At 60.3% G+C, this 24,900-nt stretch carries 27 protein-coding genes; 9 read left to right on the forward strand and 18 right to left on the reverse strand.

What is annotated here, in order from left to right:
• Window positions 1-80 precede the first annotated feature (80 nt).
• The 3 genes from ilvC to AC5I5B_RS02250 all read right to left on the reverse strand — a co-directional run bounded on the left by ilvC (window position 81) and on the right by AC5I5B_RS02250 (window position 3,103).
• On the reverse strand, window positions 81-1,100 hold the full coding sequence (gene ilvC, locus AC5I5B_RS02240) for a ketol-acid reductoisomerase (RefSeq protein ID WP_046798127.1): 1,020 nt from the start codon (window positions 1,098-1,100) through the stop codon (window positions 81-83).
• Between the two features lie 49 nt (window positions 1,101-1,149).
• Window positions 1,150-1,803: a TetR/AcrR family transcriptional regulator gene (locus AC5I5B_RS02245; RefSeq protein WP_003507581.1), complete on the reverse strand. Its 654-nt coding sequence runs from the start codon at window positions 1,801-1,803 to the stop codon at window positions 1,150-1,152.
• A gap of 394 nt (window positions 1,804-2,197) precedes the next feature.
• The gene (locus tag AC5I5B_RS02250; protein ID WP_003507579.1) at window positions 2,198-3,103 is read right to left on the reverse strand and encodes an AraC family transcriptional regulator; all 906 of its coding nucleotides are present in this window, start codon (window positions 3,101-3,103) and stop codon (window positions 2,198-2,200) included.
• Between the two features lie 193 nt (window positions 3,104-3,296).
• Between AC5I5B_RS02250 and AC5I5B_RS02255 the strand changes: the two genes are divergently transcribed.
• A complete protein-coding gene (locus AC5I5B_RS02255; RefSeq protein WP_495752293.1) occupies window positions 3,297-4,343 on the forward strand; it encodes an NAD(P)-dependent alcohol dehydrogenase in 1,047 nt (348 codons plus the stop codon).
• A gap of 201 nt (window positions 4,344-4,544) precedes the next feature.
• Here AC5I5B_RS02255 and AC5I5B_RS02260 read toward each other — a convergent pair whose 3' ends face one another.
• Together AC5I5B_RS02260 and AC5I5B_RS02265 are read right to left on the reverse strand one after the other, a co-directional pair.
• Window positions 4,545-5,810, reverse strand: coding sequence for an NAD(P)/FAD-dependent oxidoreductase (locus AC5I5B_RS02260; RefSeq protein WP_087744534.1), 1,266 nt, complete (start codon window positions 5,808-5,810; stop codon window positions 4,545-4,547).
• A gap of 71 nt (window positions 5,811-5,881) precedes the next feature.
• Entirely contained in the window at window positions 5,882-6,637 is a 756-nt protein-coding gene (locus tag AC5I5B_RS02265; protein ID WP_099086074.1) for a pyridoxine 5'-phosphate synthase, read from the reverse strand.
• Window positions 6,638-6,872: 235 nt separating this feature from the next.
• Between AC5I5B_RS02265 and AC5I5B_RS02270 the strand changes: the two genes are divergently transcribed.
• On the forward strand, window positions 6,873-7,571 hold the full coding sequence (locus AC5I5B_RS02270) for a MerR family transcriptional regulator (protein ID WP_003507573.1): 699 nt from the start codon (window positions 6,873-6,875) through the stop codon (window positions 7,569-7,571).
• Between the two features lie 6 nt (window positions 7,572-7,577).
• Here AC5I5B_RS02270 and AC5I5B_RS02275 read toward each other — a convergent pair whose 3' ends face one another.
• The 3 genes from AC5I5B_RS02275 to AC5I5B_RS02285 all read right to left on the reverse strand — a co-directional run bounded on the left by AC5I5B_RS02275 (window position 7,578) and on the right by AC5I5B_RS02285 (window position 9,623).
• Window positions 7,578-8,705 carry an ATP-dependent DNA helicase gene (locus tag AC5I5B_RS02275; protein ID WP_003507572.1) on the reverse strand — a complete coding sequence of 376 codons (1,128 nt, stop codon included), beginning with the start codon at window positions 8,703-8,705 and terminating at the stop codon, window positions 7,578-7,580.
• A gap of 79 nt (window positions 8,706-8,784) precedes the next feature.
• Complete coding sequence (locus AC5I5B_RS02280; RefSeq protein ID WP_099086073.1) at window positions 8,785-9,267, reverse strand: SRPBCC family protein; 483 nt, start codon at window positions 9,265-9,267, stop codon at window positions 8,785-8,787.
• A complete protein-coding gene (locus AC5I5B_RS02285) occupies window positions 9,264-9,623 on the reverse strand; it encodes an ArsR/SmtB family transcription factor (RefSeq protein ID WP_020009350.1) in 360 nt (119 codons plus the stop codon). Before AC5I5B_RS02285 ends, AC5I5B_RS02280 begins: the two co-directional genes overlap by 4 nt.
• 132 nt (window positions 9,624-9,755) lie before the next feature.
• Here AC5I5B_RS02285 and AC5I5B_RS02290 point away from each other — a divergent pair, with 132 nt between their 5' ends.
• Genes AC5I5B_RS02290 through AC5I5B_RS02300 form a run of 3 tightly spaced genes read left to right on the forward strand, consistent with a single transcriptional unit; the run spans window position 9,756 to window position 11,462 of the window.
• On the forward strand, window positions 9,756-10,136 hold the full coding sequence (locus AC5I5B_RS02290; RefSeq protein WP_111834778.1) for a COG4315 family predicted lipoprotein: 381 nt from the start codon (window positions 9,756-9,758) through the stop codon (window positions 10,134-10,136).
• Window positions 10,120-10,677 (forward strand): RNA polymerase sigma factor, encoded by a 558-nt coding sequence (locus AC5I5B_RS02295; RefSeq protein WP_035213146.1) that lies wholly within the window; start codon window positions 10,120-10,122, stop codon window positions 10,675-10,677. Before AC5I5B_RS02290 ends, AC5I5B_RS02295 begins: the two co-directional genes overlap by 17 nt.
• Window positions 10,674-11,462: an anti-sigma factor family protein gene (locus AC5I5B_RS02300; RefSeq protein ID WP_003507567.1), complete on the forward strand. Its 789-nt coding sequence runs from the start codon at window positions 10,674-10,676 to the stop codon at window positions 11,460-11,462. Before AC5I5B_RS02295 ends, AC5I5B_RS02300 begins: the two co-directional genes overlap by 4 nt.
• 6 nt (window positions 11,463-11,468) lie before the next feature.
• Here AC5I5B_RS02300 and AC5I5B_RS02305 read toward each other — a convergent pair whose 3' ends face one another.
• Window positions 11,469-12,062, reverse strand: coding sequence for a LysE family translocator (locus AC5I5B_RS02305; RefSeq protein WP_026363426.1), 594 nt, complete (start codon window positions 12,060-12,062; stop codon window positions 11,469-11,471).
• 164 nt (window positions 12,063-12,226) lie between these two features.
• Here AC5I5B_RS02305 and AC5I5B_RS02310 point away from each other — a divergent pair, with 164 nt between their 5' ends.
• Window positions 12,227-13,072: an aldo/keto reductase gene (locus AC5I5B_RS02310; RefSeq protein ID WP_111834747.1), complete on the forward strand. Its 846-nt coding sequence runs from the start codon at window positions 12,227-12,229 to the stop codon at window positions 13,070-13,072.
• A gap of 152 nt (window positions 13,073-13,224) precedes the next feature.
• On the opposite strand, the gene AC5I5B_RS02315 is transcribed toward AC5I5B_RS02310, so the two are convergent.
• From AC5I5B_RS02315 to AC5I5B_RS02335, 5 genes are all read right to left on the reverse strand, one after another.
• The gene (locus AC5I5B_RS02315; RefSeq protein WP_003507564.1) at window positions 13,225-13,755 is read right to left on the reverse strand and encodes an SRPBCC family protein; all 531 of its coding nucleotides are present in this window, start codon (window positions 13,753-13,755) and stop codon (window positions 13,225-13,227) included.
• Window positions 13,748-14,116, reverse strand: a complete 369-nt coding sequence (locus tag AC5I5B_RS02320) for an ArsR/SmtB family transcription factor (protein WP_026363425.1) — start codon at window positions 14,114-14,116, stop codon at window positions 13,748-13,750. The genes AC5I5B_RS02315 and AC5I5B_RS02320 overlap by 8 nt, the downstream gene beginning before the upstream one ends.
• Before the next feature lie 132 nt (window positions 14,117-14,248).
• A complete protein-coding gene (gene ilvN / locus AC5I5B_RS02325; protein WP_003507555.1) occupies window positions 14,249-14,821 on the reverse strand; it encodes an acetolactate synthase small subunit in 573 nt (190 codons plus the stop codon).
• Window positions 14,822-14,840: 19 nt separating this feature from the next.
• Entirely contained in the window at window positions 14,841-16,634 is a 1,794-nt protein-coding gene (locus AC5I5B_RS02330; protein ID WP_035213143.1) for an acetolactate synthase 3 large subunit, read from the reverse strand.
• Between the two features lie 161 nt (window positions 16,635-16,795).
• The gene (locus AC5I5B_RS02335; RefSeq protein ID WP_162687082.1) at window positions 16,796-17,035 is read right to left on the reverse strand and encodes a hypothetical protein; all 240 of its coding nucleotides are present in this window, start codon (window positions 17,033-17,035) and stop codon (window positions 16,796-16,798) included.
• Between AC5I5B_RS02335 and AC5I5B_RS02340 the strand changes: the two genes are divergently transcribed.
• On the forward strand, window positions 17,015-19,024 hold the full coding sequence (locus tag AC5I5B_RS02340) for an ATP-binding protein (RefSeq protein ID WP_099086072.1): 2,010 nt from the start codon (window positions 17,015-17,017) through the stop codon (window positions 19,022-19,024). The two genes, AC5I5B_RS02335 and AC5I5B_RS02340, sit on opposite strands and share 21 nt — an antisense overlap.
• Window positions 19,025-19,030: 6 nt before the next feature.
• Here AC5I5B_RS02340 and miaA read toward each other — a convergent pair whose 3' ends face one another.
• Window positions 19,031-19,927, reverse strand: a complete 897-nt coding sequence (gene miaA / locus AC5I5B_RS02345; protein ID WP_035213141.1) for a tRNA (adenosine(37)-N6)-dimethylallyltransferase MiaA — start codon at window positions 19,925-19,927, stop codon at window positions 19,031-19,033.
• Between miaA and serB the strand changes: the two genes are divergently transcribed.
• Both serB and AC5I5B_RS02355 read left to right on the forward strand, forming a co-directional pair.
• Entirely contained in the window at window positions 19,926-20,816 is an 891-nt protein-coding gene (gene serB / locus AC5I5B_RS02350) for a phosphoserine phosphatase SerB (protein WP_099086071.1), read from the forward strand. The two genes, miaA and serB, sit on opposite strands and share 2 nt — an antisense overlap.
• The gene (locus tag AC5I5B_RS02355; RefSeq protein WP_003507545.1) at window positions 20,813-21,376 is read left to right on the forward strand and encodes a GNAT family N-acetyltransferase; all 564 of its coding nucleotides are present in this window, start codon (window positions 20,813-20,815) and stop codon (window positions 21,374-21,376) included. Before serB ends, AC5I5B_RS02355 begins: the two co-directional genes overlap by 4 nt.
• Window positions 21,377-21,400: 24 nt before the next feature.
• On the opposite strand, the gene AC5I5B_RS02360 is transcribed toward AC5I5B_RS02355, so the two are convergent.
• The 3 genes from AC5I5B_RS02360 to hflC form a co-directional block, all read right to left on the reverse strand.
• On the reverse strand, window positions 21,401-22,150 hold the full coding sequence (locus AC5I5B_RS02360) for an SDR family oxidoreductase (RefSeq protein ID WP_111781729.1): 750 nt from the start codon (window positions 22,148-22,150) through the stop codon (window positions 21,401-21,403).
• Between the two features lie 89 nt (window positions 22,151-22,239).
• Entirely contained in the window at window positions 22,240-23,784 is a 1,545-nt protein-coding gene (locus AC5I5B_RS02365; RefSeq protein WP_111834745.1) for a Do family serine endopeptidase, read from the reverse strand.
• 192 nt (window positions 23,785-23,976) lie between these two features.
• Window positions 23,977-24,900: a protease modulator HflC gene (gene hflC / locus AC5I5B_RS02370; protein WP_060727395.1), complete on the reverse strand. Its 924-nt coding sequence runs from the start codon at window positions 24,898-24,900 to the stop codon at window positions 23,977-23,979.

A 24,900-nucleotide genomic window follows, 5' to 3' on the forward strand; every position in this document is an offset into this window, starting at 1 on the left:
CGGGAGCCCTCTCAGCCGGACAATACAGAAAAGGCCGGAGCTTTCGCCCCGGCCTTCCAATCTTCCACCAGCAATGAAGCTTAGTTGACAGCCTTGTCGACCAGCTTGTTCTTGCCGATCCAGGGCATCATGCCGCGCAGCTTTGCGCCGACTTCTTCGATCTGGTGGGCGTCGTTGTTGCGACGAATGCCCTTGAAGCGTGCGCCGCCAGCCTTCCATTCCTGCATCCACTCGGAGGTGAACTTGCCGGTCTGGATGTCGTGCAGAACGCGCTTCATTTCAGCCTTGGTGTCGGCAGTGATGATGCGCGGACCGGTGACGTATTCGCCCCACTCGGCCGTGTTGGAGATCGAGTAATTCATGTTGGCGATGCCGCCTTCATAGATCAGGTCAACGATCAGCTTCACTTCGTGCAGGCACTCGAAATAGGCCATTTCCGGTGCGTAACCGGCTTCGACCAGGGTTTCGAAACCAGCGCGGATGAGTTCGACGAGACCGCCGCAGAGAACGACCTGTTCGCCGAAGAGGTCGGTTTCGCACTCTTCCTTGAAGTTGGTTTCGATGATGCCCGAACGGCCGCCGCCAACGCCGCAGGCGTAGGAGAGAGCGAGTTCAAGCGCATTGCCCGAAGCGTTCTGGTGAACGGCAACGAGGCAGGGAACGCCGCCGCCCTTCTGGTATTCGCCGCGAACCGTGTGGCCGGGGCCCTTCGGTGCGATCATGACGACGTCGAGCGATGCCTTCGGCTCGATGAGGCCGAAGTGAACGTTGAGGCCGTGTGCGAAAGCGATCGCTGCGCCATCACGGATGTTGCCGGCGATGTCGGCCTTGTAGATGTCAGCCTGGAGTTCGTCCGGCGTTGCCATCATCAGGAGGTCGCCCCACTTGGCGGCTTCGGCAACGGTCATGACCTTGAAGCCGTCGGCTTCGGCCTTCTTGACGGTCGGCGAACCGGCCTTCAGAGCGATGACGACGTTCTTGGCGCCGGAATCCTTGAGGTTCAGCGCATGGGCGCGGCCCTGGGAGCCGTAACCGACGATGACGACATTCTTGGACTTGATGAGATTGAGATCGGCATCACGATCATAATAAACGCGCATTTTATGGTCCTTCCCTAATGCTTGTCTCTCAGTTGTCTGAACCGGAATCTCAGGCGGGTTTGCCGCTGAGTTCCGAATGTACCTTTTCCGTGCCGTAGAGGGTCAGAAAGGCGACGACCGCCTTCTTCGCCCGGGCGGAAAAATCCTTGTCCGGCGCCTCGCCCAGCAGCATGCGCACATGCAGATCCGAAACGATGAGACCGTAAAAACTGCGATATGCCTCCTCGGCATCATCGAAACGCAGGTAACCCGAACGGCGACCCGCCTCGATCAGCCCGCGGGCGCGGCGGTCGATCTGGCGACGGCCGCGTTCCAGGAGCAGATCGCCGAGCTTCGAACCGTCACGGCTCGCCTGCCCTATCGCCAGACGGTTGAGCGCCAGCGACACGTCGCCCGCCAGCACATCAAGCAGATCATGCGCGAAAACCTCGAGGTGATCGGCAAGCTGCGGCGCAGACACGCGGTCGCCCGCCTTTTCGAAGGTGCGGACCTTGCTTTGCTGAAAGGTGATCATTGCTGCCAGCAGGCCATCGCGATCACCGAACCACTTGTAGAGGCTTTCCTTGGAACAGTTGGCCGCACGCGCCAGACCGGATGTGGTGAGCGCTTTCTCGCCGCCCTCGACCAATAGACGCAATGCCTGATCCAGAACGGCGTTCTGGCGCGGCGAAAATTCCTGCGCTGTGATCGGGTCGGAAGCCAAGTCTTTTCCACTCCAGGGGCTCGATTAATGTACCGTACGGTACGGTTCGAGCGCCATTTAAGCGGAGGCAGCTGTCCGGTCAAGCGGATTCTTGAGAGGAGGACGAAAATTGACGCGCTGTTGCGCAGTGTGAATGGGAGCGGGGGGCTCCAGGGGGTTATGCGTTCGTAGCGTGTCCGATGGCGCGTGGGACTTACCCCCCTCTGCCCTGCCGGGCATCTCCCCCACAGGTGGGGAGATCGATATGCGGCTAAGCTTCGCCCATCGCAATGGTAGAGAATTAAGCGACGCCAAAGCCGCTTGCCGATCTCCCTCCTTGTGGGGGAGATGCCCGGCAGGGCAGAGGGGGGTAAGTCCGACGCGCCATCGACCCGCTATGAATGGACAGTCCCTTCTACCCCGCCACAATTTCACGCGAGGCATCGACATCACGCGACGGCGACAGCCCGTAGAAGCGGCTATATTCACGGCTGAACTGCGAAGGGCTCTGGTAACCGACGCGATGTCCGGCAGTGCCCGCATCCAGCCGCTCCAGCAGCATCAGCCGGCGCGCCTCATGCAGGCGCAATTGCTTCTGGTACTGAACCGGCGTCATGGCCGTGATCGTTTTGAAATGATGATGGAAGGAGGACACGCTCATGCCGATATGCTCCGCAAGATCCTCGACGCGCAGCTGGCGCGCGAAATTCTCGCGCAGCCAGGCAATGGCGCGGGCGATCCGGTTGCCGTGACTGCCGGCCGCGATGATGTTCATCAGCTGCCCACCCGCCGGACCGGTCAGGATGCGGTAGAGGATTTCCTGCTCGATCAGCGGCGCCATTGCCGCAATGTCCGCCGGGCGGTCGAGCAGGCGCATCAGCCGGATGGCCGCATCGAGCAGCTCCGGCGTGGCGGCATTGACGACGATGCCGCGCTGCGCGTTCGCCGGCTCCGCAGGCGGGTCGATAGGCACGCGCCGCATGAGATCGAGCAGCTTTTCACTATCGATCGCAAGCGCGATGCAAAAATGCGGAACCTCCTTGCTCGCCTCCACCACGCGCCAGGCAACCGGCAGGTCAAGCGATGTCAGGAGATAGTCGCCCGCACCGTAATTGATGGTGTCCGTTCCCAGCTGGACGCTTTTCGATCCCTGGATCACCAGTGCGAAACAGGGGCGGTAGCTGCCGTGGCACGGCGCGCTGGGCGTCGTGCGTCGGCTGATGCCGAGAGATTCGATCGCCGTCTGCACCTCGCCGTCGCTTGTGGCATATCGCGCGGCGATGGAGGCGATCTCCTGATAGAGATTAAACGGCAAGGACATAGGGGAATTCCCTTAACTGAAGGAGGAAATGCAGCGGATGTCATTTATCTAGAAAGCCTCCCGGCCCGCGCAAAGAGCACGCCCGCATATTTTTGCAGGATCGTGCAAAAAGGCTGGAGGATCGCTCTAACGCCTTCCCAAGCTTCCGTCGCATATTCCGCCGTCACTTCCCCACCCCCGAAAGGATATTCAGATGGCTATAGCAAGAGGTTACGCTGCGACCGACGCGTCAAAGCCGCTTACCCCGTTCACCTTCGAACGCCGCGAGCCGAACGATGACGACGTCGTCATCGACATCAAATATGCCGGCATCTGCCACTCGGACATCCACACCGTCCGCAACGAGTGGAAGAACGCCGTCTATCCGATCGTTCCCGGCCATGAGATTGCCGGTGTCGTGAAAGCCGTCGGCTCCAAGGTCACGAAGTTCAAGGTCGGCGACCACGTCGGCGTCGGCTGCTTCGTCGATTCCTGCGTCGGCTGCACCACCCGCGATCTCGACAACGAACACTACATGCCCGGCCTCGTCCAGACCTATAACGACGTCGATCCCTTCACGAAGACAGCCACCCATGGCGGTTATTCCGACTCGATCGTCGTCAAGGAAGGTTATGTCCTGTCGATCCCGGACAACCTGCCGCTCGATGCTTCCGCACCGCTTCTCTGCGCCGGCATCACGCTTTATTCGCCGCTGCGCCGCTGGAACGCCGGTCCCGGCCAGAAGGTCGCGATTGTCGGCATGGGCGGCCTTGGCCACATGGGCGTCAAGCTCGGTGCGGCCATGGGCGCGGATGTCACCGTTCTTTCCCAGACACTGTCGAAGAAGGAAGACGGCCTGAAGCTCGGCGCGAAGGACTATTACGCCACCAGCGACGCCTCGACCTTCGAGAAGCTGGCCGGCACCTTCGACCTGATCATCTGCACGGCTGGCGTCGCCATCGACTGGAACGCCTATCTCGGCCTCCTGAAGCCCAAGGGCAGCATGGTCGTGGTCGGTGCGCCGGAACATGCGATCCCGGTTCACGCCTTCTCGCTCATCATCGGCGCGAAGAACCTGTCGGGTTCGATGATCGGTTCGATCAAGGAAACCCAAGACATGCTGGATTTCTGCGGCGAGCACAACATCGTCTCGGAGATCGAGACGATCAACATCCAGGACGTCAACGAAGCCTATGAGCGCGTGCTGAATAGCGACGTGCGTTATCGCTTCGTCATCGACATGGCATCGCTCGACGCTTGATGGACGTCAAATCGATGTCGTGATTTAAAAAAGGCGGGGAGCAATTGCTCCCCGCCTTTTGATTGGGGCAAACCTCTCCTTCCACGCAAGTCATCCTCGGCCTTGTGCAGATGATCGGGACAGGCCCGAGCAGGACGACGGAGAGGTTGTCACCCTAAGGACAAGAAGCGGCGCGGGCTCCCCGCCCTTTCCGCCTGCGCCTCACGCCTCATCCTTCAGCGTCTCTTTCTGGGTAATCAGCCGCGCACTGTGCTGGCCGCTCAGATAGATCCACAGCCAGCTCCACGCCACCGCCAGCCGCGACCGCGTTCCAATCAGGAAGTAGATATGGGCAAGCCCCCAGATCCACCATGCCAGCACGCCCTTGAGCTTGAACCGGCCGAAATCGATCACCGCCGCACGTTTGCCTATGGTCGCCAGATTGCCCTGGTGGCTGTAGCGGAACGGTGATGGTAACGGCTGGCCGGAAAGCCGCGCCTTGATGACCTTCGCCACATAAGCGCCCTGCTGCTTTGCCGCAGGCGCGATGCCCGGCACCGGTTTGCCGTTTTCCTGATTGACAGCGGCCGTATCACCGATGACGAAGATATTGCCGTCGTCTTCCAGATTGAGATGCGGCCCGACGATGGCGCGTCCTGCCCTGTCGGCAGCGGCATTGAGCCACTTCGCGGCGGGTGATGCCTGCACCCCGGCGGCCCAGACCACGGTGCGGCAAGGATAATAGGTCTCGCCCACCGTTACACCCTCGTCGCTGCAGGCCGTCACGGGTGTTCCGAGCAGAACCTCGACGCCGAGCTTTTCGAGCGCCTCTTTGGCATAGGCTGACAGGTCTTCCGTGAAGACCGGCAGGACGCGAGGGCCGGCCTCTACGAGCAACACCCGGGTCTTTCGGGTATCCACATTGCGGAATTCCGGCGGCAGCGCCTTGTGGGCCAGCTCAGCGATCATGCCTGCCATTTCCACGCCCGTCGGGCCCGCCCCGATGATGACGAAGGTCAGCAGCGCCTGCCGCTCATCTTCACTGGTGGCGAGCTCGGCCCGTTCGAAGGCCAGCAGCAGGCGGCGGCGGATTGTCGTTGCATCTTCAAGCGTCTTGAGGCCGGGGGCGGAGCGCTCCCACTCGTCACGGCCAAAATAGGCGTGGCGCGCGCCGGTGGCCAGCACCAGCGTATCGAAGCCGATCACCTGACCCGAACTCAAATGCACGGTCCGCGCGGCCCGATCTATGCCATTCACCTCCGCAAGCAGGGTCGTGACCTCCTTGCGGTCACGATAGAGATGGCGGATCGGCCAGGCGATTTCGGATGTCGCGAGAGCCGTCGTCGCAACCTGATAAAGCAATGGCTGGAACAGGTGATGATTACGACGATCTATCAATGTAATACGGACAGGGGCCCCCTCCAGCCCGTGTACCAGTTGCAAACCGCCGAAGCCTCCACCCACGACGACAACATGATGTTCTTGCATATGTCTCTGCCTTCAAAAGCTCGCGCACGGAGCATGCGCCAGCTAACTATAGGCAAAAAAATTGACTTCGGTTATGAAATAGCCTGACCGCAGGCACGGCAAAAACGCCGGACTGTTTCAGCCATGCCATATTCCAGCGCATCCGCCGTCAGCCCGTGACCGATGGAAACCTCGGCCAGATAAGGGATACGTTTCATCAGCTTTGGCAGGTTTTCGACAGTCAGGTCATGGCCGGCATTGACGGCAAGCCCGAGCGCTCTCGCATGGTCCGCCGTCTGTCCAAGCTTTTCAAGAAGCGCATCGCCCTTTTGTGGATCGTCAAAGCAGCCGCCATAGGGGCCGGTGTAGAGTTCGATGCGCGCCGCCCCCGTTTCGGCCGCCAGCTGCACCGGCTCGCGCTCGCCATCGCCATCGGCAAAAAGCGAGACGCGCATGCCGCCAGCCTTCAGGCGTCCCACCACCTCTTTCAGGAAAACGCCATGCTTGCGGAAATCCCAACCATGGTCGGACGTCGCCTGCGACGGGTCGTCAGGCACCAGTGTTACCTGCTCCGGCTGCGTCTGTTCACAAAGGACGAGGAAATCCTCGGTCGGATAACCTTCGATGTTGAATTCCGCAGCGGGGAAACGGTCGTCGATCAGCGCACGCAGCACCGGCAGATCGGAAAAGCGGATATGGCGCTGGTCCGGCCGCGGGTGTACAGTCAGCCCGCTTGCCCCCGCCTCCAATGCAATATGCCCGAAATGCGCGACATCCGGCCACGGAAGATCGCGACGGTTGCGTAACATGGCAATTGCGTTCAGATTGACAGAAAGTTTTGCGGGCATGGCATCGGGCTCCGGTTCGGAATTGACATCCTGTTTCACGCAGGTTGAGGCCAATCGCAAGGAGGCCGGCAAATTTTTTATTATTGCGGGAACGAAAACAGGCAATACACGTTACGGTTCTGATGTAGCGTTTGGCATGAGGTCTTGATCGGAAAACATGTCCGTCTTGGGGGAACAAGCAACGGACACCTTTAAAAAGGCAGGCACACTGTCAAAGAGCGCGAAGGGGGAGACAATGCAGGATGGCCGGATGCCGTTCGAAAGTCACGGCGATGAGGACAAACCCAATCTAAGGATCAGCAGCTTTCTACCGGATGTAAGCCTGCCCTCCTCCCTGCCCGCAGAACCCGTCCCCATCGCCGACATGGCCAATATCTTCGGGGTAACTCACCGGACGCTGCATTTCTACGAGGAAAAGGCGCTGCTGACCTCCAGGCGCATCGGCCAGATGCGGGTCTATACCCACCGCAACGTCCAGCGCATGGCGGTCATCAACGTCTGCCGCGAAGTGGGTATTTCCGTCGCCGCCATTACCGAGATCATGGAAAAATTCGTCCGTTCGCTCTCGCAGGGCGAGGCGGACGACATATTCCACGCCGCGCTGCGGCAGCGGAAGCGGGAATTGACGGCCGAGCTTTCCACCCTTCAGCGCCAGGCCCAGCAGATCGAGGAGTTGCTGGTCGCCGACGCGGAAGCGGACGGCATGGATGGCGCGGAACGGGCGCCGGCAAAGGACATCGCCCTTACCGACACCGAGCGAAAATGTCTGGAACTGATGGCGGAGGGTTATGCGCCGGTGCGCCTCGCCCGCGCCCTTGGTCTTTCGGGCACCGATCTCAATGTTCTCGAGGCAAAGATCATCGGCAAGTTCAATGCCAGCAACCGTTTTCAGGCGGTCGCCAAGGCGGTTCTTCTCGGCGTCATCCGCGCCTGATCACGATCAGCGAACGATTGTCAGGGTCTCTGCCGCACGGGTGATGGCGGTGTAGAGCCACCTCTCGCGCGAGTCCCGGAAGGCATAGCTCTCGTCGAAGAGAACCACGTTATTCCACTGCGAACCCTGCGCCTTGTGCACGGTCAGCGCATAGCCGAAATCGAACTCGTCATAACGCTTGCGCGTGGACCACGGAATTTCCGTCTCCACATCCTCGAAGGCCGCCTTCAGCAATTTGATCTTGGCCGCACCGCGATCCATATCGTCGTCTTCGGGCCGGATCATCAGGTTGATGCCGGGCTTCACCGTTTCGCGCGAAGAACTCATCACCTGCCAGAGCGAGCCGTTCAGCAGGCCCTTGGCGGGATCATTCCGGAGGCAGACCAGCTTGTCGCCGGATTGCGGGTAATCGGCGGTAAAACCCTTCAGCTCGCGAAGCCGCTGATTATAGCGACGGCGGGTACGGTTGGTGCCGACGAGTACCTGATCGGCATCGAGCACCAGCGACTGCGTCACCTCCGACTTGGAAATCACCTGCGCGGAACCATAATCGCCGCGCATGATTTCCCGGCCTTCCCGCACATCCATGGCAAGATGGATGATCGGATTGTCCTTGGCCTGCCGATGAATCTCCGAGAGCAGATAATCCGGCTCCTGCTCGGTAAAGAAGCCGCCGCCCGAAACCGGCGGCAGCTGGCCGGGATCGCCGAGCACGAGGATCGGCGTGCCGAAGCTCATCAGGTCCTTGCCGAGCTGCTCGTCCACCATCGAACATTCATCGATGATGATGAGCGCCGCCTTGGCGAGCGGGCTCTGGCGGTTGATGGAGAACATCGGCGCAATCGAGGTCTTGCCGGTTTCCTCGTCTTCGACAGTTTCTTCACCGCGCGGGCGGTAGATCAGCGAATGGATGGTGCGGGCATTGGTTGCACCACGCGAACGCAGCACCTGCGCCGCCTTACCGGTGAAGGCCGCAAACAGCACCTCGCCATCGACATTTTCCGCGAAATGCTTGGCAAGCGTCGTCTTGCCCGTTCCGGCATAACCGAACAGCCGGAAAACCGGTGTGCGGCCTTCCTTCAGCCAGCGGGAAACAGCCTTGAGCGCTTCGTCCTGTTGCGGTGAAAATAACATGCGCCCTCATCGCAGGATTCGAGCGTGGTGCGCAACAGAAAAAGAACGAAAGATGAATCGCCTGACGAGAATGACGGCCTCAATGGGCCGCCTGCTTCTCGACGAGTGCCGCCAATTGCTCCGCAACCGTATTCCAGCCGTCGAAGAACCCCATCTCCGCGTGCCTGTTGCGATCCTCAAGATTGTTGTGCATGGCGTAAGCCACATATTCCATGCCGTCGGGATGATCGCGAAACGTCATCACGGCCGTGAGGAACGGCTGGGCGGAGGGGCGAAAACCCGCGGTCAGCGCATCGGTGAAAACCAGACGCTCCTCATGATCCACCGCCAGAAAACATCCTTTGACATGCGGACCGAAGGCCGCGCCATCCTCGCTATACCGCGTTTCGAAGGCGCCGCCGGGATGAAGCTCCATTTTATCGACACGGCATTGGCCGGGATGCGGCACCCACCATTGTTCAAGACTGGTTCTGTCCGTCCAGGCATTCCAGACGAGCCGGCGCGGCGCCCTTATGATGCGTGAAATCTTCAGGTCGAGATCGGGATTGAAAGTCTCGGTCATCGGTCATTCTCCCCTTTGCTGGACATCCTGTCCTGTTGTGCCATGACAAACTGTTCGAGCCGGTCGGTGCGGCCTTCCCAGATGGCGCGCTGTTGCGAAAGCCAGCCATCGAGCATGGAGAACCGCTGCTTCTCCAGGGAGCAGAACCGGACACGCCCCTGCTTGCGCGTCACGATCAGCCCCGCCTCTTCCAGCTGGCGGATATGTTTCATGAAGGATGGCAGGGCCATGTCGAAGGGTTCGGCCAGCGTTCCGATGCTCGCCTCCCCGCCGCCCAGCCTCAGGATCACCGCCCTGCGGGTCGGATCGGCAAGAGACTGGAAGATATCATCGAGCGCATCTGAATAGTTTTCCATAAGGCTAACTATCACATCAAAACACTTAGCTCAATGGATAAGTTTAAAAATGCGCCGAGACAGGGAATAATCCGTCAGCTTGCGGTGTCTCTTGATGTGCTGGCGGCAGAGGCCGCCCGAACCACGGAGGATATGTCCATGAAGATCCGCTTTATCGTTCCCGCCCTCGTTCTGGCTTTTGCCGGAACGGCCTATGCGGCCCCTGCGGTCGAAACGGTCAAGACCGAAAAAGGCAATGTTCTTGCCGGCGAAAAAGGCATGACGCTCTACACTTTCAAGAATGACAAGAAGGGCGTATCCAATTGTTATGACAAATGCGCGGTAAACTGGCCGCCGTTTTTCGCAGCCGCCAGCGACAAGGCCGAGGGCGCCTATTCCCTCGTGAAGCGCAAGGATGGCAAGATGCAGTGGGCAAAGGATGGCATGCCGCTTTATTACTGGGTCAAGGATACCAAGAAGGGCGATGCCACCGGTGATGGTGTGAACGGTGTATGGGATGCCGCAAAACCCTGATGGCATGAATGGCGAAAAGCGGGGGAACCATTCCCCCGCAGCCGGCAGCTTCGAAACGGAGATGCTGGCGCTGATACCCATGCTGCGCCGTTATTCCCGCAGCCTTTCCCGTTCTGACGCCGATGGCGAGGACCTCTTGCAGGACTGCGTGGAAAAGGCGCTGGCCAATCAAAGGCAATGGCGCGGAACAGGTTTAAAAACATGGGCTTACACGATAATGACGAATCTTTATCGTAACCGCCACCGCGCCGAGAAACGTCACCCGTCCGAAAGCCTCGACGGCCATGAGACCATCGCCGGCGCGGAGACGCTCTCCGACACGCTGGAGAATGACCGCCTGCACGGCGCGCTCGCCCTTCTTTCGCCCGACATGCGCGCGGTGCTGATGCTGGTGACGGTGGAGGGCTACAGCTATCAGGAGGCGGCCGAGACACTATCGATCCCGCTCGGCACCGTCATGTCCAGACTGTCCCGCGCCCGCGAAACCCTTCGCCAGCACCTGGCGGCGGATAATATCATACCCCTGCGGAGACCACGATGAAACGGCCCGACGCCATAACCGAAGACGACCTGCACGCCTATGTCGACGGACTTCTTTCCGACGACGACCGCGCGGCTGTCGAGGCCTGGCTGGCGGAAAGGCCGGAAGAGCAGGCCCGCGTGGAGGAATGGAGAAAACAGGCCGATATTCTGCGCAATGCCTTCGCCTCCTATGCCGCTGCACATCCGCATGACGCATCGATGCTCAGCCCGCAAAAGAGGGAGCGCGCATGGCGGGTAAAACCGGTTCTCCTGCAAACAGCGGCCGCCCTTTTGATCTTCGTGGCGGGTGCTGCGGCCGGCAGGCTTCTGCCGCCGTCTTTTTCCACGCCGCAGGACGTGACTCTGGCGTCGCTGACGACGGATATTCCGGCACAGGCGAAATCGGCCTATCTCATCTATGCGAGCGAGGTGCGCCATCCCGTTGAAGTCGGCGCCGGAGAGCAGCAGCATCTCGCGACATGGCTCGGCAAGCGGCTCGGCTACCCCTTCACCATCCCCGATCTCTCGAAGATCGGATATGACCTCGTCGGCGGGCGCCTTATTCCCGTCAGCGGCAAGCCGGGCGCGATGCTGATGTATCAGGACAAGACCGGCCGCAGGGTGACGGTGCTGATCGGCCACAACGAGGAAAACCGCACCACCAGCTTCCGCATGGCCAGCGCCGACGGCATCGAGACCTTCTACTGGATCGACAACGAACTGGGTTACGCCGTATCCGCCGAACTGACGCGCGACGAAGTGCAGGCGATCGCCGAGGAATGTTACCGGCAGTTTCCGACGTGAGGGCTGCTATTTCAACATCGGCCAGAGGCTGATGACGAGAAGCACGGCCATGGTGATATTGAACCATTTGAGCCGAACCGGCACAGCGAGCCAGTCGCGCAAGGCGGAGCCGAAGCCGGCCCAGGTCGAAACGCTGGGAAGATTGACCGCAGCGAAGGCCACGCCGACGACAAGAACGGTGAAGAAATATTGCCGCTCATCCGTATAGGTCGCCATCGCCGTCACCGCCATCACCCAGGCCTTGGGATTGACCCACTGAAAGGCGGCGGCTGCAATGAAACTCATCGGCGCCGACGCGGCAGAACCTTCGCTAAGGCTGCGGGAAGTACCGATCTTCCATGCAATCCAGACGAGATATAGACCACCTGCGAATTTCAGGCCGGTGTAAAGAACGGGCACCGAATGCAGCAATGCGCCGAGACCGAAGCCGACCCCGATCAGCAGCGACAGGAACCCCGCGCCGATGCCCAGCATGTGCGGGATGGTACGGCGGAAACCGAAGTTCACCCCTGACGCAAACAGCATCATATTGTTCGGGCCTGGCGTGATGGAGGTGGTGAAGGCAAACAGCACCAGCGCGACAAAGGTTTCGGCAGTCATGATTTCTCCTTGAGCAGAAACCCTATCCGTCGGACCATCATCAAGCCACCCCGCCGGATCGATGGGCGCGGTCAATTTTTTTGATGGATCAATACTTTCCATGCCGGGTTTGAGAAGTCGGAACAAAGGGCTATTGTCCAATCACCAATCGCTGGAGCGAACCCATGTATGACGACATTCCTTCCGTCACCCTGCCATCAGGAAAAGAGGTTCCGGCCCTTGGCCTCGGCACCTGGAACATGGGGGAGACGCGATCATCCGCGCCGCAGGAGGTCGAAAGCATCCGCAAGGCGATCGATCTCGGCATGACGCTGGTCGACACGGCGGAAATGTATGCGGACGGCAGATCGGAGGAAGTGGTCGGCGCGGCAATCGCCGGCCGTCGCGACGAGGTGTTTCTGGTCAGCAAGGTCTATCCCTGGAACGCCAGCGCCAAAGGCACGGCGGAAGCCTGCGAGCGCAGTCTTGCAAGGCTCGGCACCGACCACATCAATCTCTATCTGCTGCACTGGCGCGGCGAGCACCCGCTTGCGGAAACCGTAGCCGCTTTCGAAAGGCTGAAGAGCGACGGCAAGATCGGCGACTGGGGCGTCTCCAATTTCGACAGCGACGACATGGAGGAGCTTTTCGCGGTTCCTGACGGCAAGAACTGCTCCGCCAATCAGGTGCTCTACAACCTGTCCCGACGCGGGCCGGAGTTTTCGCTGCTGCCGTGGTGCCAGGAGCATGGCGTGCCGCTGATGGCCTATTCCCCCATCGAACAGGGCCGCATTTTGAAGAACCATGAACTCATCCGCATCGCCAAGGCCTATCAGGCAACCCCGGCCCAGCTGGCGCTCGCCTTTCTGCTGGAAAGGGACGGCGTCATCGCCATTCCGAAATCCGCCAGCATCGCGCGGGTCGAGGAAAACCGCGGTGCGACGGATCTTGAAATAACCGATGAAGACTGGGCGGCGCTCGATGCCGCCTTCCCGCCACCGACGCGCAGAACCGCGCTGGAAATGCTTTGATATAACAGTACGTTAAGAGACTGTCCGGAATCTGTCGATCAGGTAGTTGAATCGGAATGTGAGCAAAGCAATTGTGCCACCGCCACGGCAGGCCGCACTTGAAAAAAACGGCGCGGAAAGCCGCGCCGTTGTGTCCAAAAAGCACCGCTCCGTTACGGTATACGCCGCTCATATTCTTCTTTCAGTCCCAGCCATGTATCCCAGAACGGCCCCGGCTCCTTCTCCTGAAGACGGGCGGCGAGAATGTCGAGATGCACATGCCAGCCAGCGCTGACGTCAAGCCTCGTCCTCCTGTCGGCCAGCCGGCGATGAACCAGCGTCAGCAGCACATCCTTGCCAAGAGCCTGAAGTTCGATCGAGACCTCGCCACCTTCGCCCCAACTAAAGACGAGACGGTGCGGTGGAACCACGGTAATGATGCGGGAAGCCATACGGTCTTCTTCGGAAAAGCCTTCCGGGCGCCGGCCGGGCGGATCGGAAAGCTCATCGTTGCGCCACACCAGTTCGAACGGTGCATCCGGCGCAAGCCGCATTTCACCGGATGCCAGCCAGCGGCGGCGAAGTTCGCTTTGTGTCAGATAGGCCCAGACCCGGTCGATCGGTCCCGGCAGCAGCCGTTCGATCTTCAGGGTCGTCGGCTCGACGAGACGGCCATAGGCGTCAGGCATTGCAATATCAGCCATTGTCATTTCCTCCATCTGCAGGGATTTTTCCCTGATCATCCTCCCTGAGCATCTGCTCAAGAATATCGAGGCGACTGCCCCAGAACTGCCGGTAGAAATCCAGCCATTCATGCGCTTCCGCCAACCGTTCCGGCGAAAGGCGGCAGACATGGGTGCGCCCCCTCACCTCGCGGCGGATAAGACCCGCATTTTCCAGAGCCTTGATGTGCTTTGAAGCCGCAGCGAGCGATATGTCGAACGGCTGGGCCAGCTGGCTTACCGTGCGCTCGCCGCGGGACAGATCACGCAGCATCGTGCGTCGCGTGGCATCGCCAAGAGCATGAAAGACGGTGTCGAGATGTGAAGCAGATAATTCAACCATGTTGTTGAATATAGACTGCCGATCCAGAAAGTCAACCATACGGTTGAATGTTGGATCGAGCGGAACAACGCCATAAAAAAACCCGCGGCGAACCGCGGGCTTATATTTCAGCATCTGCTCCAAATACGGAGATTACATTCCCTGCGAACCGCGATTCATCGCAGCAATACCGGTGCGGCAGATTTCGATCAGGCCGAGCGGCTTGATGATGGCCACGAACTGGTCGATCTTCGATGACTTGCCGGTGATTTCGAAGATGAAATGCTCGACAGTCGCATCCACCACCTTGGCCTGAAACGCATCCGCAAGGCGCAGGGCTTCAGCGCGCACTTCACCCGTGCCGGCGACCTTGATGAGCGCCACTTCGCGCTCGATAGGCCGCTCCTGCCCCAGTTCGCGGGCACGAACGGTGAGATCGAGAACCCGGTGCACGGGCACGATACGTTCCAGCTGCGCCTTGATCTGCTCCAGCACGATGGGGGTACCGCGCGTGACGATGGTGATGCGCGATAGATGCGCCTCATGTTCGGTCTCGGAAACCGTCAGGCTTTCGATGTTGTAGCCACGGCCGGAAAACAGGCCGATGACCCGGGCGAGAACACCCGGCTCGTTGCTGACGAGAACCGACAGCGTATGATTTTCGACGGCAGCCGTTTCCTTCTGGATGAAATAGGCGGAGCCGGTGGGCTGTAGGTGTGCGTTCATGTCCTTTTCCTCTCCCGGCTCAGACTAGCTGACGGCCCTTGGCGTCAATGGCGTTGGCAACAGCTTCATCCGTCGCCTCATCCGGCAACAGCATCTCGTTATGAGCCTTACCAGACGGGATCATCGGGAAGCAATTGGCAAGATTGGCAACGCGGCAATCGAAGATAACCGGCTTGTTGACCGCGATCATCTCGGCGATCTTCTCGTCCAGTTCCCTAGGATCATCGCAATACATGCCGACCGCTCCATAGGCTTCCGCAAGCTTGACGAAGTCAGGCATCGCTTCGGTATAGGAGTTGGACAGGCGGTTGCCATGCAGCAGCTGCTGCCATTGGCGCACCATGCCCATGTACTGGTTGTTGAGGATGAAGATCTTCACCGGCAGACCGTACTGGATGGCGCAGGACATTTCCTGAATGCACATCTGGATCGAGGCGTCACCGGCGATATCAATGACAAGCGCTTCCGGGTGTGCAACCTGAACGCCGATGGCTGCCGGCAGGCCGTAACCCATGGTGCCGAGACCACCTGACGTCATCCAGTGGTTCGGCTCCTCGAAGCCGAAGAACTGCGCCGCCCACATCTGATGCTGCCCGACTTCTGTCGTAATGTAGGTGTCACGCCCCTTCGAAGCCTCATAAAGCCGCTGCAACGCATATTGAGGCATGATGACATCGTTGGAGTTCTTGTAGGCGAAGGAGTTGCGGGCACGCCAGCGCTCGATCTGCGCCCACCAGTCGGCGGTCTGCGCCTTTTCCGGTTTCTTCGGCAAGGCGCGCCACAGGCGGACCATATCTTCCAGAACATGGCCGACATCGCCGATAACAGGCACGTCGACGCGAACCGTCTTGTTGATCGACGATGGGTCGATATCGATGTGGATCTTCTTGGAATTCGGCGAAAACGCGTTGATGCGGCCGGTAATTCGGTCGTCGAAACGCGCGCCGACGCAGACCATGACATCACAATCATGCATCGTCATATTGGCTTCGTAGGAACCGTGCATGCCCAGCATGCCGAGCCAGTTCTTGCCCGATGCCGGATAGGCGCCGAGACCCATCAGGGTCGAGGTGATCGGGAAACCGGTCAGCTCTACCAGTTCACGCAGCAGACGGGTGGCCTCCGGGCCGGAATTGATGACGCCGCCGCCGGTGTAGAAAACCGGCTTCTTCGCCTTCGACATCAGCTCGATGGCCGCATGAATGGCATTGAGGTCGCCCTGGACCTTCGGCTTGTAGCTCTCATGCTGGATGGCGGCGGAAGGCGGCGTGTAGGTGCCGGTGGCGAACTGGATGTCCTTCGGAATATCGACAACAACAGGTCCGGGACGACCCGTCTGCGCGATGCGAAAGGCTTCATGGATGATGCCCGCCAGTTCGTTGACGTCCTTCACCAGCCAGTTGTGCTTGGTGCAGGGGCGCGTGATGCCGACGGTGTCGCATTCCTGAAACGCATCGGAACCGATCAGCGATGTCGGAACCTGGCCGGAAAGGCAGACGAGCGGGATGGAATCCATCAGCGCATCCTGCAGCGGGGTGACCGCATTCGTCGCGCCGGGGCCTGACGTGACGAGCATGACGCCGACCTTGCCGGTGGAGCGGGCATAACCTTCGGCCGCATGGCCGGCGCCCTGCTCGTGGCGCACGAGAATGTGCTGGATGTCTTCCTGCTGGAAAATCTCGTCATAGATCGGAAGCACGGCACCGCCGGGGTAACCGAAGATGTGCTCGACGCCGTTATCCTTCAGCGCCTGCAGAACGATCTCCGCACCTGTCATGCGATTGCTGTTTTCCGTATTGTCCTTATCCGTCATTGCCTGTTTCCATCCCGCTTTGGCTTTGGATATCGAGGAGCCCGAGGGCCTGTTTGAAGACATAAAAAAAGGCCCCTAGAGGAGCCTCGTTCAGCGCATGGGTGCTTTCGCCGGATGGTTACACCATCCTGCCCATGCGCCGTCCCACCACGATAAGTACGTTAAGATTTTTCATGGGCCGGAGTGTTAGCCACAAAAGCCCCAGCCGTCAACGCATATTGCAGGAAAAAATCGCCACCGCCTTCTTTTATTACCCGCAAGCAGACTTCCGCGAAATTTTCGAACGCAGTCGGTACACCTGTTGTTAAGCATAATATTTTAATATCAAGAGCGCAGATACTGCCCGAACCACCGCGATATCGCATGTACCGGGAAAAAATGTGAATAACGACACGTTTCATAACGCGTCCCGCATGGACGAAAACGAACGGCGGTCCGGCCAGCAGCCGGCGAACCGCATGCTCGGCCGCGTCATCGCCTGTAACGGCGCACACGCCACCATTGCCGCCGAAACCGAACCGGGCACCACCGATGTGTCGCAGCTCTGGTCTGTCGGACGCCTGATCTCGATCGAAATGGGCACGAGCCGTGTCGCGGCCCTCGTCTTCGCCATGCGCACGGGCGAGGACTATTGGGCAGCGGACAGACCGAACAGGCTGCTGATCGACGTTGAACTCGTGGGCGAAGTTTACCGCACCGAGGACGGCAGCGAACGCTTTTCCACCGGCATCTCGCGTTACCCCTATCTCGGCGCGGTGGCGCACCGCATCCGCACCAGCGACCTCTCGAAGATCTACGACAGCGGCAAGCGTGACGCCTGCGTGATCGGCAGGCTGACACAGGACGATACGATCGGCGCCGCCATCAGCATTCCGCAGATGCTTGCCAAACATTTCGCCGTCGTCGGTTCGACGGGTGTGGGCAAGACCACCGCCGTTTCGCTGCTTCTGAACAAGGCGATCGAGACCGACCCGAAACTGCGTGTCCTCATTCTCGATCCACACAATGAATTCGCGGCCGCTTTTCCCGATCATTCCGTCGTCATCGATACGGATACGCTGGACCTGCCCTTCTGGCTGATGCGGCTTGAAGAATTTGCCGAGGTCATCTTCCGCGGTCGCAAGCCGGTGCCGGAAGAAATGGATGTCCTCCGCGACATCATTCCCGAAGCGAAGAAGGCGTTTCGCGGCACCGAAGGTTCCGCCGTCCGCCGCACCTCCGACAAGAGCGCGATCACACCCGATACGCCGGTACCCTACCGCATGGCCGATCTTCTCGCCCTCATCGACGAGCGTATCGGACGGCTGGAAGGACGCGGCGAAAAACCCGCATTGCGCACGCTGAAAGGCCGCATCCTCTCGGCCATCAACGATACGCGCTACAACTTCATGTTCTCCAGCAATACGATCAGCGACACCATTCTGGAAACGGTGGCGCATATTTTCCGTATTCCCGGGGAAGGAAAGCCGATTTCGGTATTCCAGCTGTCAGGCATTCCCTCAGAAGTGGTGAACTCGGTGGTTTCGGTCCTCTGCCGCATGTCCTTCGAACTGGCGGTGCTGGCGCGCGGATCGCTGCATATGCTTGTCGTCTGCGAGGAAGCGCACCGTTATGTGCCTGCCGACCCCGAGCGCGGCTTTTTCCCCACCCGCCAATCCATCGCCCAGATCGCCAAGGAGGGCCGCAAATACGGCATTTCGCTCGGCGTCATCAGCCAGCGGCCGAGTGAGCTGGATCAGACCATCCTGTCGCAATGCTCGACCGTTTTCGCCATGCGGCTCTCGAACGAGATCGACCAGAAGATCATCCTTTCAGCGGTACCGAACGCATCGACATCGACCACCAGTTTTCTGTCGTCCATCGGCAATGGTGAGGCCATTGCTTTTGGCGAGGCCGTCAATGTACCGATGCGCATGCGTTTTGACCGCGTCGTCACGGCCAAATTGCCGAAGGCGAGCGGCATCACCAGCCATGTGAACCACGAAACCCCTGATACGGTTGATCTGAACAGCATCGTCACCCGCATGCGCGCCACGGCAAAACCCGTTATCACCGGCTTCCAGCAAAGCGTTGAAGCGGCCTTTTCCGATCTGCCGGAACCGGCAGCACCGAACCGGTCAACGGATGAGGTCGATAGCTGGAAGCAGGAACTGGGCACAGCTGCAACGGAGGGATATGAACCCTATCGCCCGGACATGCTGCCTGGCCGCACGCTCCCTGCATCACCAAATCCGGCGGCACCCGATACCGCCTCTGGCGCCGTCAACGAATTGCGCAAAGCCAGTTTCCAGATGCAGGCGCAAAATGGCCCGCCGCCCGGCGATGCACGCCCTTCGCTCCGCGAGAGCCTCCTGAAGAAGCCGCTCGGCAGCCTCTACCGGAAAGACTGAGCCCCTTCACGGCTGGATGCGTGTCCAGTCGTCTCCCATCTGGTTGCGGAACCAGGTCATCTGCCGTTTGGCATATTGGCGGGTCGCGGCCGCCGATTTTTCGATAACCTCCGCCTCGCCCATGCGCCCGGCCAGCATATCGGCGATCTGGGCAACGCCGATCGCCTTCATTGCCGTTGCATCAGGCGGAAGATTGAGCGCGAGAAGCGCCTGTACCTCCTCCACCGCGCCGCTCTCCATCATCGCCTCAAAACGACGATTGATGCGATCATGCAGCACCGGCCTTTCCGGCAGGACGACGAATTTCTGCGCCCGGTCGGGGTCGATAATCATAGGGCCCCGGGCCTGCTGGAAATCCCGGATCGATTTCCCCGTCGCCTCAAGCACTTCAAGCGCCCGGACGATACGCTGCCCGTCCCCCGGCTGGAGCGTGTCCGCCATGGCCGGATCACGGCCGGCGAGTTCCGCATGAAGGACCGCCGCTCCCTCCTCGACCAGCCGGGCGCGCAATCTCTCGCGGATGTCTTCTGGAATGTTGGGCATGTCGGAGAGGCCGCCCGTCAATGCCTTGAAATAAAGCCCCGTGCCGCCGACGATGACGGGGAAACGCCCCTGCGCCCGTAAATCCGAAAGTAGGGCAGAGATGTCCCGCAGCCATTCACCCGTTGAATAGAGACTGCTCGCCGGCACATGGCCGTAGAGCAGATGCGGAACGCCCTCCATCTCGTCTTCGGATGGCCGGGCGGTCAACACCCGTAGCGTGTCATAAACCTGCATGCTGTCGGCATTGATGACGACGCCGTCCCGCTCCCGCGCCAAACGAAGCGCAAGCGCGGACTTGCCGCTTGCCGTCGGGCCGGTTATCAGGATCGCATCAAAATTCTCATCAAGGTTTTTCATCATGGCTCTCGTTGCCACGCTTATCGCCAATCCGTCAAATCCTGTTCTGACACCGGCCCTCGGCGAAGCGGCCGCGAAGGCCGTCAACGCATCGGGCCTCTACTGGCTGGCCGATGGCATTGCCTGCGATATCGCCCTGCCCTCCGGCGCTGCCATCGAACAGGCACGCAGCGCGATTGCAGCCGCGCTTGCCGGAAAACCGATCGATATCGTCATCCAGGAACAGGATCAGCGGCGCAAGAAGCTTCTGATCGCCGACATGGATTCGACCATGATCGGCCAGGAATGCATCGACGAACTGGCGGCCGAAGTCGGGTTGAAGGACAAGGTCTCAGCCATCACCGCCCGCGCCATGAATGGCGAGATCGCTTTCGAACCTGCTTTGCGTGAGCGTGTGGCGCTGCTGAAGGGCCTGCCGGTCTCTGTCATCGATGACGTCATCGAAAAGCGCATCACGCTGACCCCGGGCGGCAAGGAACTGATCGCCACCATGAAGGCCAAGGGTTATTACACCGCCCTCGTGTCCGGCGGCTTCACCGTCTTCACCGGCCGCGTCTCCGCGATGCTCGGTTTCGACGAGGACCGCGCCAATCTGCTGGGTGAAACCAATGGCGAACTTGATGGCACCGTTGCCGAACCCATCCTCGGTAAACAGGCCAAGGTGGATGCGCTGAACGATATTGCAGCAAAGCTCGGCATTTCGCCGGAAGAGGCAATGGCAGTCGGCGATGGCGCCAACGATCTCGGCATGCTGCATCTGGCCGGCGCGGGCGTGGCCCTGCATGCCAAGCCGGCCGTGGCAGCCGAGGCGCAGATGCGCATCGACCATGGTGATCTGACCGCGCTTCTATACATCCAGGGCTACCGCAAGACGGATTTTGTCACTCCATGATCATCCGAGAGACACAGAGACTCATTCTGCGCGAGTGGAAGGAGAGCGACCGTGACCTGTTCCGCGAAATCAACGCCGACGAAAAGGTCATGGAGTTTTTTCCCTTCCGCCGCAGCCATGCGGAAGCGGACGCCGTGCTGGAAACCATCAACGGCATGATCCGCGGCAGCGGTTACGGCTTCTACGCCATGGAATTGCGCGAGACCGGCGAAGTCATGGGCTTCTGCGGCATTTCCCCCGTCATGAATCTCGACCCGCCCTTCCCGCTCGGAACCATGGAAATCGGCTGGCGGCTCGCCACCCGCTTCTGGGGCCACGGCTATGTCACGGAAGCGGCGCAATCGCTGCTCGTCATGGCCTTCGATGAAAAGGAGACGCCGGAAATCGTCTCCTTCGCCGTGCACAACAACCAGCGTTCAACGCGGGTGATGGAGCGCATCGGCCTCAAGCGTGATCCTTCACGCGATTTCGACCATCCGCGCGTGCCGGAAGAGACGCATCCGCATCTGCGCCCGCATGTGACCTATGCGTTGACGCTGGAGGAGTGGCGGGCGCGATAAGACCCTGCCCGCCAAGCCCGAACATCACTTCACGGCCGCATTGCCGCCATCGGCAAACAACGCCGCTCCGGCGACGAAGCTCGCCATGGGGCTAGCGAGGAAAAGCGCTGCCTGCGCGATTTCCTGCGGCTCAGCGATACGTTTCATCGCATGCAGGCCAGCGGCCCATTCCTTCTGCGCCGCATCGCCGGCTGCCGGTGTATCAACCCCGCCGGGCAGCAGCGCATTGGCACGAATACCGCTGATGGCATAATCGGCGGTAATGCCTTTCACCAGCCCCATCAACGCCGCCTTCGCCGCCCCATAAGCCGCCATGCCCGGTATGCCGACGCTGGTGCCGACGAAGCTTGAGGTGAAGACGATGGAGCCGCCGCCACGCGTCAACATCAGCGGTATCTGGTAACGCGCTCCCAGAAAAGCGGAGGTAAGATTGACGTTGAGTACATCATCCCATTCCGCAGGCGAAATCTCCGCCAGCGGCTTCATGGCCCCCACCGCACCGGCATTATTGACGGCGATATCGAGGCCACCGAACACGCTCACGGCCGCCTCTGCCAGTCGGGAATGGGTTTCGGCAAGACCGGCATCACCCGCAACCGCGTGGACGCGGCCGCCGGTCTCACGAATGTCGGCGGCAACCTCCTGCAGCGCCTTTTCGCCGCGCGCATTGAGAACGACCGCCGCGCCGTGAGCGGCAAACAGCATCGCCGTCGCCCGGCCGATGCCGGATGACGCACCGGTGATGATGGCAACCTTGTTTTCAAGCAATTTCATATCCTTGGCCTCCGTTTAATGGAGCCCAAGGATTAGAGAGCGGCCGGAATGACAACCACCCGATTCCTGACGGATCGGACGAAAGGCGTTTATTCCAGCGGCAGCGCCACGACGCGCAGATTGCCCTGGGCATCCGCCACCATCATATGCGCATTCTTGCGGCCTTCGGATTTCAGGCCGTTGACGCGCACCAGCACATCGCCCGGAACCTCCATGAAGTCCTGCCCGACCTCGACGATGATATCGCCGGCCTTCATGCCCTTCTGTTCGGCGGGCGAGCCCGGATCGACGCTGGCGACAAGCACGCCTTCCACGCTTTCGGCAATGCCCTTTTCGGTGCGCAGCTCGTTGCTCAGCACCACGAGATTCATGCCGAGCACGCTCTGCGGTGCTTCACGCACTTCCGGCGTCTGGTCCTGCGCCTGATCGTCGGTGCCGCCATCGTCTTCCGGTACGACCACACCGCCATCGCCGTCTTCGCTCTGTTGGTCCTCGGCCGAGGCCTTCTCATCCGTCGCATCCTGCAACTGGCCGAGCTTGACCTTGACGGTCTCCTCCTTGCCATCACGCAGGATCACCACATCGACGTCCTTGCCGACAGGGCTTTCCGCCACGATCCGCAAAAGGTCGCGCATCTCGTGAATATCCTTGCCGTCGAATTTCAGCACGACATCGCCGGCCTGGATCGGGCCATTTTCCACCGGTCCGCCCTTGGCGACGCCGGAGATAAGCGCACCCTTGGCGCTATCCATGCCGAGGCTTGCCGCCACATCGTCGGTGACGGGCTGGACACGAACACCCAGCCAGCCGCGGCGCGTCTCACCGAATTCGATGAGCTGCTGGACGATATTCTGGGCAAGCTCCGTCGGCACGGCGAATCCGATACCGATCGAACCGCCGCTCGGCGAAATGATCGCCGTATTGATGCCGATCACCTCGCCCTTCATGTTGAAGAGCGGACCGCCGGAATTGCCCTTGTTGATGGCCGCATCCGTCTGGATGAAATTGTCATAGGGGCCGGCATTGATATTACGCCCGCGCGCGGAAATAACACCGACCGTCAGCGATCCACCAAGGCCGAAGGGATTGCCGATGGCCATCACCCAGTCGCCGATGCGCATGCTGCGCGAATCACCGAACTTGACGGCCTTCAACGGCGTTTTCGGCTCCACCTTCAAGACGGAAAGGTCGGTTTTCGTATCGGTGCCAACCAGCGTCGCCTTGAGCTTCGAACCGTTAGGGAAAATCACCTCGATGGCGTCGGCACCCTCGATGACGTGGTTGTTGGTGACGACGTAACCGGCCGGGTCGATCACGAAACCGGACCCCAGCGAATTGACCTTTTCACCGCCTTCCGGCTTCTGGCTGTCGAAATAATCCTTGAAGAATTCCTGGAAGGGCGAACCCTCCGGCAGTTTCGGCGGAACCGGGCCCTTGCCGTCGGTCTTGACGTTCTGCGAGGTGGAAATATTCACCACCGCGTCGAGAAGCGGCTCAGCAAGATCAGCCACCGATTCCGGCCCATGGCTCTGCGCCAATGCCGCAACCGGTGCCGTAAGGCTACCCGCCACAAGCGCGATGCCCGCGATTGCGGCGATGCTGCTGCGAAAAGGCGAAAGAAGGGTCACGGCCATAAGCGTCCTCGCGTTTCAAATAGTCCTGCCCTGCATATATCGGCAAAGCATAAGGCGGAATGATGAAGTGTAAAAATACCTTTTCGTGAACAGGCGGGGGACGCCTTGCCCGTAGTCACAGCTTTGGCACGAAAACGGACCAAAAAGAAAGGGCCGGTAAAAACCGGCCCTCCAAAATCATTTTATCCGTTATCAGTTCGCCGGCGCCGGCGCAGGTGCGGCAGGCGCCGCGGAAGGCACACCGTCGATGTTGTTGAAATAACGGAAGAAGGTAGAGTCCGGAGACAGAACCAGCGTCGTGCCTGTTCCGCTCAGTGAGCTGGAATAGGCGGCCATCGAGCGATAGAACTCGAAGAAGCTCGGGTCGCGCTGGAAAGCTTCACCGAACACCTTGTTACGCTCCGCATCGCCTTCACCGCGCAGCACTTCGGACTGACGACGCGCGTCGGATTCGAATTCCACGACCTGACGGTCGGCGATAGCGCGGCGACGCTGCGCTTCTTCGTTACCACGGGCGCGGATCAGTTCGGCCTCGGCCAGACGTTCCGACTTCATGCGCTCGAAGGTCTGCTGCGAGACTTCCTGCGTCAGGTCGGTACGGCGAATGCGCACGTCAACGATGCTGATGCCGAGTGATTCCGCATCGGGACGCAGATCGTCACGCACTTCCTGCATCATCGATGCACGTGCATCCGAGAGCGCGGATTCGAAGCCACGCAGACCGTAGACCCGGCGCAGCGATGCGTCGAGACGGGTACGCAGGCGCGATTCCGCCGACATCTGGTCACCCGAGACCGTCTGCCGGAAGCGGCGTGCATCCGTGATGCGATAGACCACGAAGGCATCAACCTCGTAGAACTTGCCGCCGGAGACCTGAACACGGATATTGTCGTGATCAAAGCGCAGCGCGCGGTTTTCGACATATTGTACGCGGTCGGCGTCCATGAAGGCGAAGGGCAGCTTGAAATAGAGGCCCGGCGCGGTTTTGACATCCTGGATTTCACCGAAGCGAACGACGATGGCCTGCTGGCGCTCGTTGACGACGAAGATCGACGAATAACCGAGGAAAAGCACGACGGCGAGGCCGACGAGAATGGCCGTAAGACGGTTGCCCAT

This window comes from Agrobacterium sp. (assembly GCF_059499945.1).

Bases quoted from the DNA above. Each gene is read 5' to 3' on its own strand.
- AC5I5B_RS02365 (WP_111834745.1), bottom strand. From the start codon at position 23,784: ATGGCCGTGACCCTTCTTTCGCCTTTTCGCAGCAGCATCGCCGCAATC.
- ilvN (WP_003507555.1), bottom strand. From the start codon at position 14,821: ATGAACGCACACCTACAGCCCACCGGCTCCGCCTATTTCATCCAGAAG.
- AC5I5B_RS02285 (WP_020009350.1), bottom strand. From the start codon at position 9,623: ATGGAAAACTATTCAGATGCGCTCGATGATATCTTCCAGTCTCTTGCC.
- AC5I5B_RS02265 (WP_099086074.1), bottom strand. From the start codon at position 6,637: ATGCCCGCAAAACTTTCTGTCAATCTGAACGCAATTGCCATGTTACGC.
- AC5I5B_RS02260 (WP_087744534.1), bottom strand. From the start codon at position 5,810: ATGCAAGAACATCATGTTGTCGTCGTGGGTGGAGGCTTCGGCGGTTTG.
- AC5I5B_RS02270 (WP_003507573.1), top strand. From the start codon at position 6,873: ATGCAGGATGGCCGGATGCCGTTCGAAAGTCACGGCGATGAGGACAAA.
- AC5I5B_RS02330 (WP_035213143.1), bottom strand. From the start codon at position 16,634: ATGACGGATAAGGACAATACGGAAAACAGCAATCGCATGACAGGTGCG.
- AC5I5B_RS02300 (WP_003507567.1), top strand. From the start codon at position 10,674: ATGAAACGGCCCGACGCCATAACCGAAGACGACCTGCACGCCTATGTC.
- hflC (WP_060727395.1), bottom strand. From the start codon at position 24,900: ATGGGCAACCGTCTTACGGCCATTCTCGTCGGCCTCGCCGTCGTGCTT.
- miaA (WP_035213141.1), bottom strand. From the start codon at position 19,927: ATGATGAAAAACCTTGATGAGAATTTTGATGCGATCCTGATAACCGGC.
- AC5I5B_RS02335 (WP_162687082.1), bottom strand. From the start codon at position 17,035: ATGAAACGTGTCGTTATTCACATTTTTTCCCGGTACATGCGATATCGC.
- AC5I5B_RS02305 (WP_026363426.1), bottom strand. From the start codon at position 12,062: ATGACTGCCGAAACCTTTGTCGCGCTGGTGCTGTTTGCCTTCACCACC.
- AC5I5B_RS02320 (WP_026363425.1), bottom strand. From the start codon at position 14,116: ATGGTTGAATTATCTGCTTCACATCTCGACACCGTCTTTCATGCTCTT.
- serB (WP_099086071.1), top strand. From the start codon at position 19,926: ATGGCTCTCGTTGCCACGCTTATCGCCAATCCGTCAAATCCTGTTCTG.
- AC5I5B_RS02275 (WP_003507572.1), bottom strand. From the start codon at position 8,705: ATGTTATTTTCACCGCAACAGGACGAAGCGCTCAAGGCTGTTTCCCGC.
- AC5I5B_RS02315 (WP_003507564.1), bottom strand. From the start codon at position 13,755: ATGGCTGATATTGCAATGCCTGACGCCTATGGCCGTCTCGTCGAGCCG.
- AC5I5B_RS02255 (WP_495752293.1), top strand. From the start codon at position 3,297: ATGGCTATAGCAAGAGGTTACGCTGCGACCGACGCGTCAAAGCCGCTT.
- AC5I5B_RS02355 (WP_003507545.1), top strand. From the start codon at position 20,813: ATGATCATCCGAGAGACACAGAGACTCATTCTGCGCGAGTGGAAGGAG.
- ilvC (WP_046798127.1), bottom strand. From the start codon at position 1,100: ATGCGCGTTTATTATGATCGTGATGCCGATCTCAATCTCATCAAGTCC.
- AC5I5B_RS02280 (WP_099086073.1), bottom strand. From the start codon at position 9,267: ATGACCGAGACTTTCAATCCCGATCTCGACCTGAAGATTTCACGCATC.
- AC5I5B_RS02250 (WP_003507579.1), bottom strand. From the start codon at position 3,103: ATGTCCTTGCCGTTTAATCTCTATCAGGAGATCGCCTCCATCGCCGCG.
- AC5I5B_RS02360 (WP_111781729.1), bottom strand. From the start codon at position 22,150: ATGAAATTGCTTGAAAACAAGGTTGCCATCATCACCGGTGCGTCATCC.
- AC5I5B_RS02290 (WP_111834778.1), top strand. From the start codon at position 9,756: ATGTCCATGAAGATCCGCTTTATCGTTCCCGCCCTCGTTCTGGCTTTT.
- AC5I5B_RS02310 (WP_111834747.1), top strand. From the start codon at position 12,227: ATGTATGACGACATTCCTTCCGTCACCCTGCCATCAGGAAAAGAGGTT.
- AC5I5B_RS02295 (WP_035213146.1), top strand. From the start codon at position 10,120: ATGCCGCAAAACCCTGATGGCATGAATGGCGAAAAGCGGGGGAACCAT.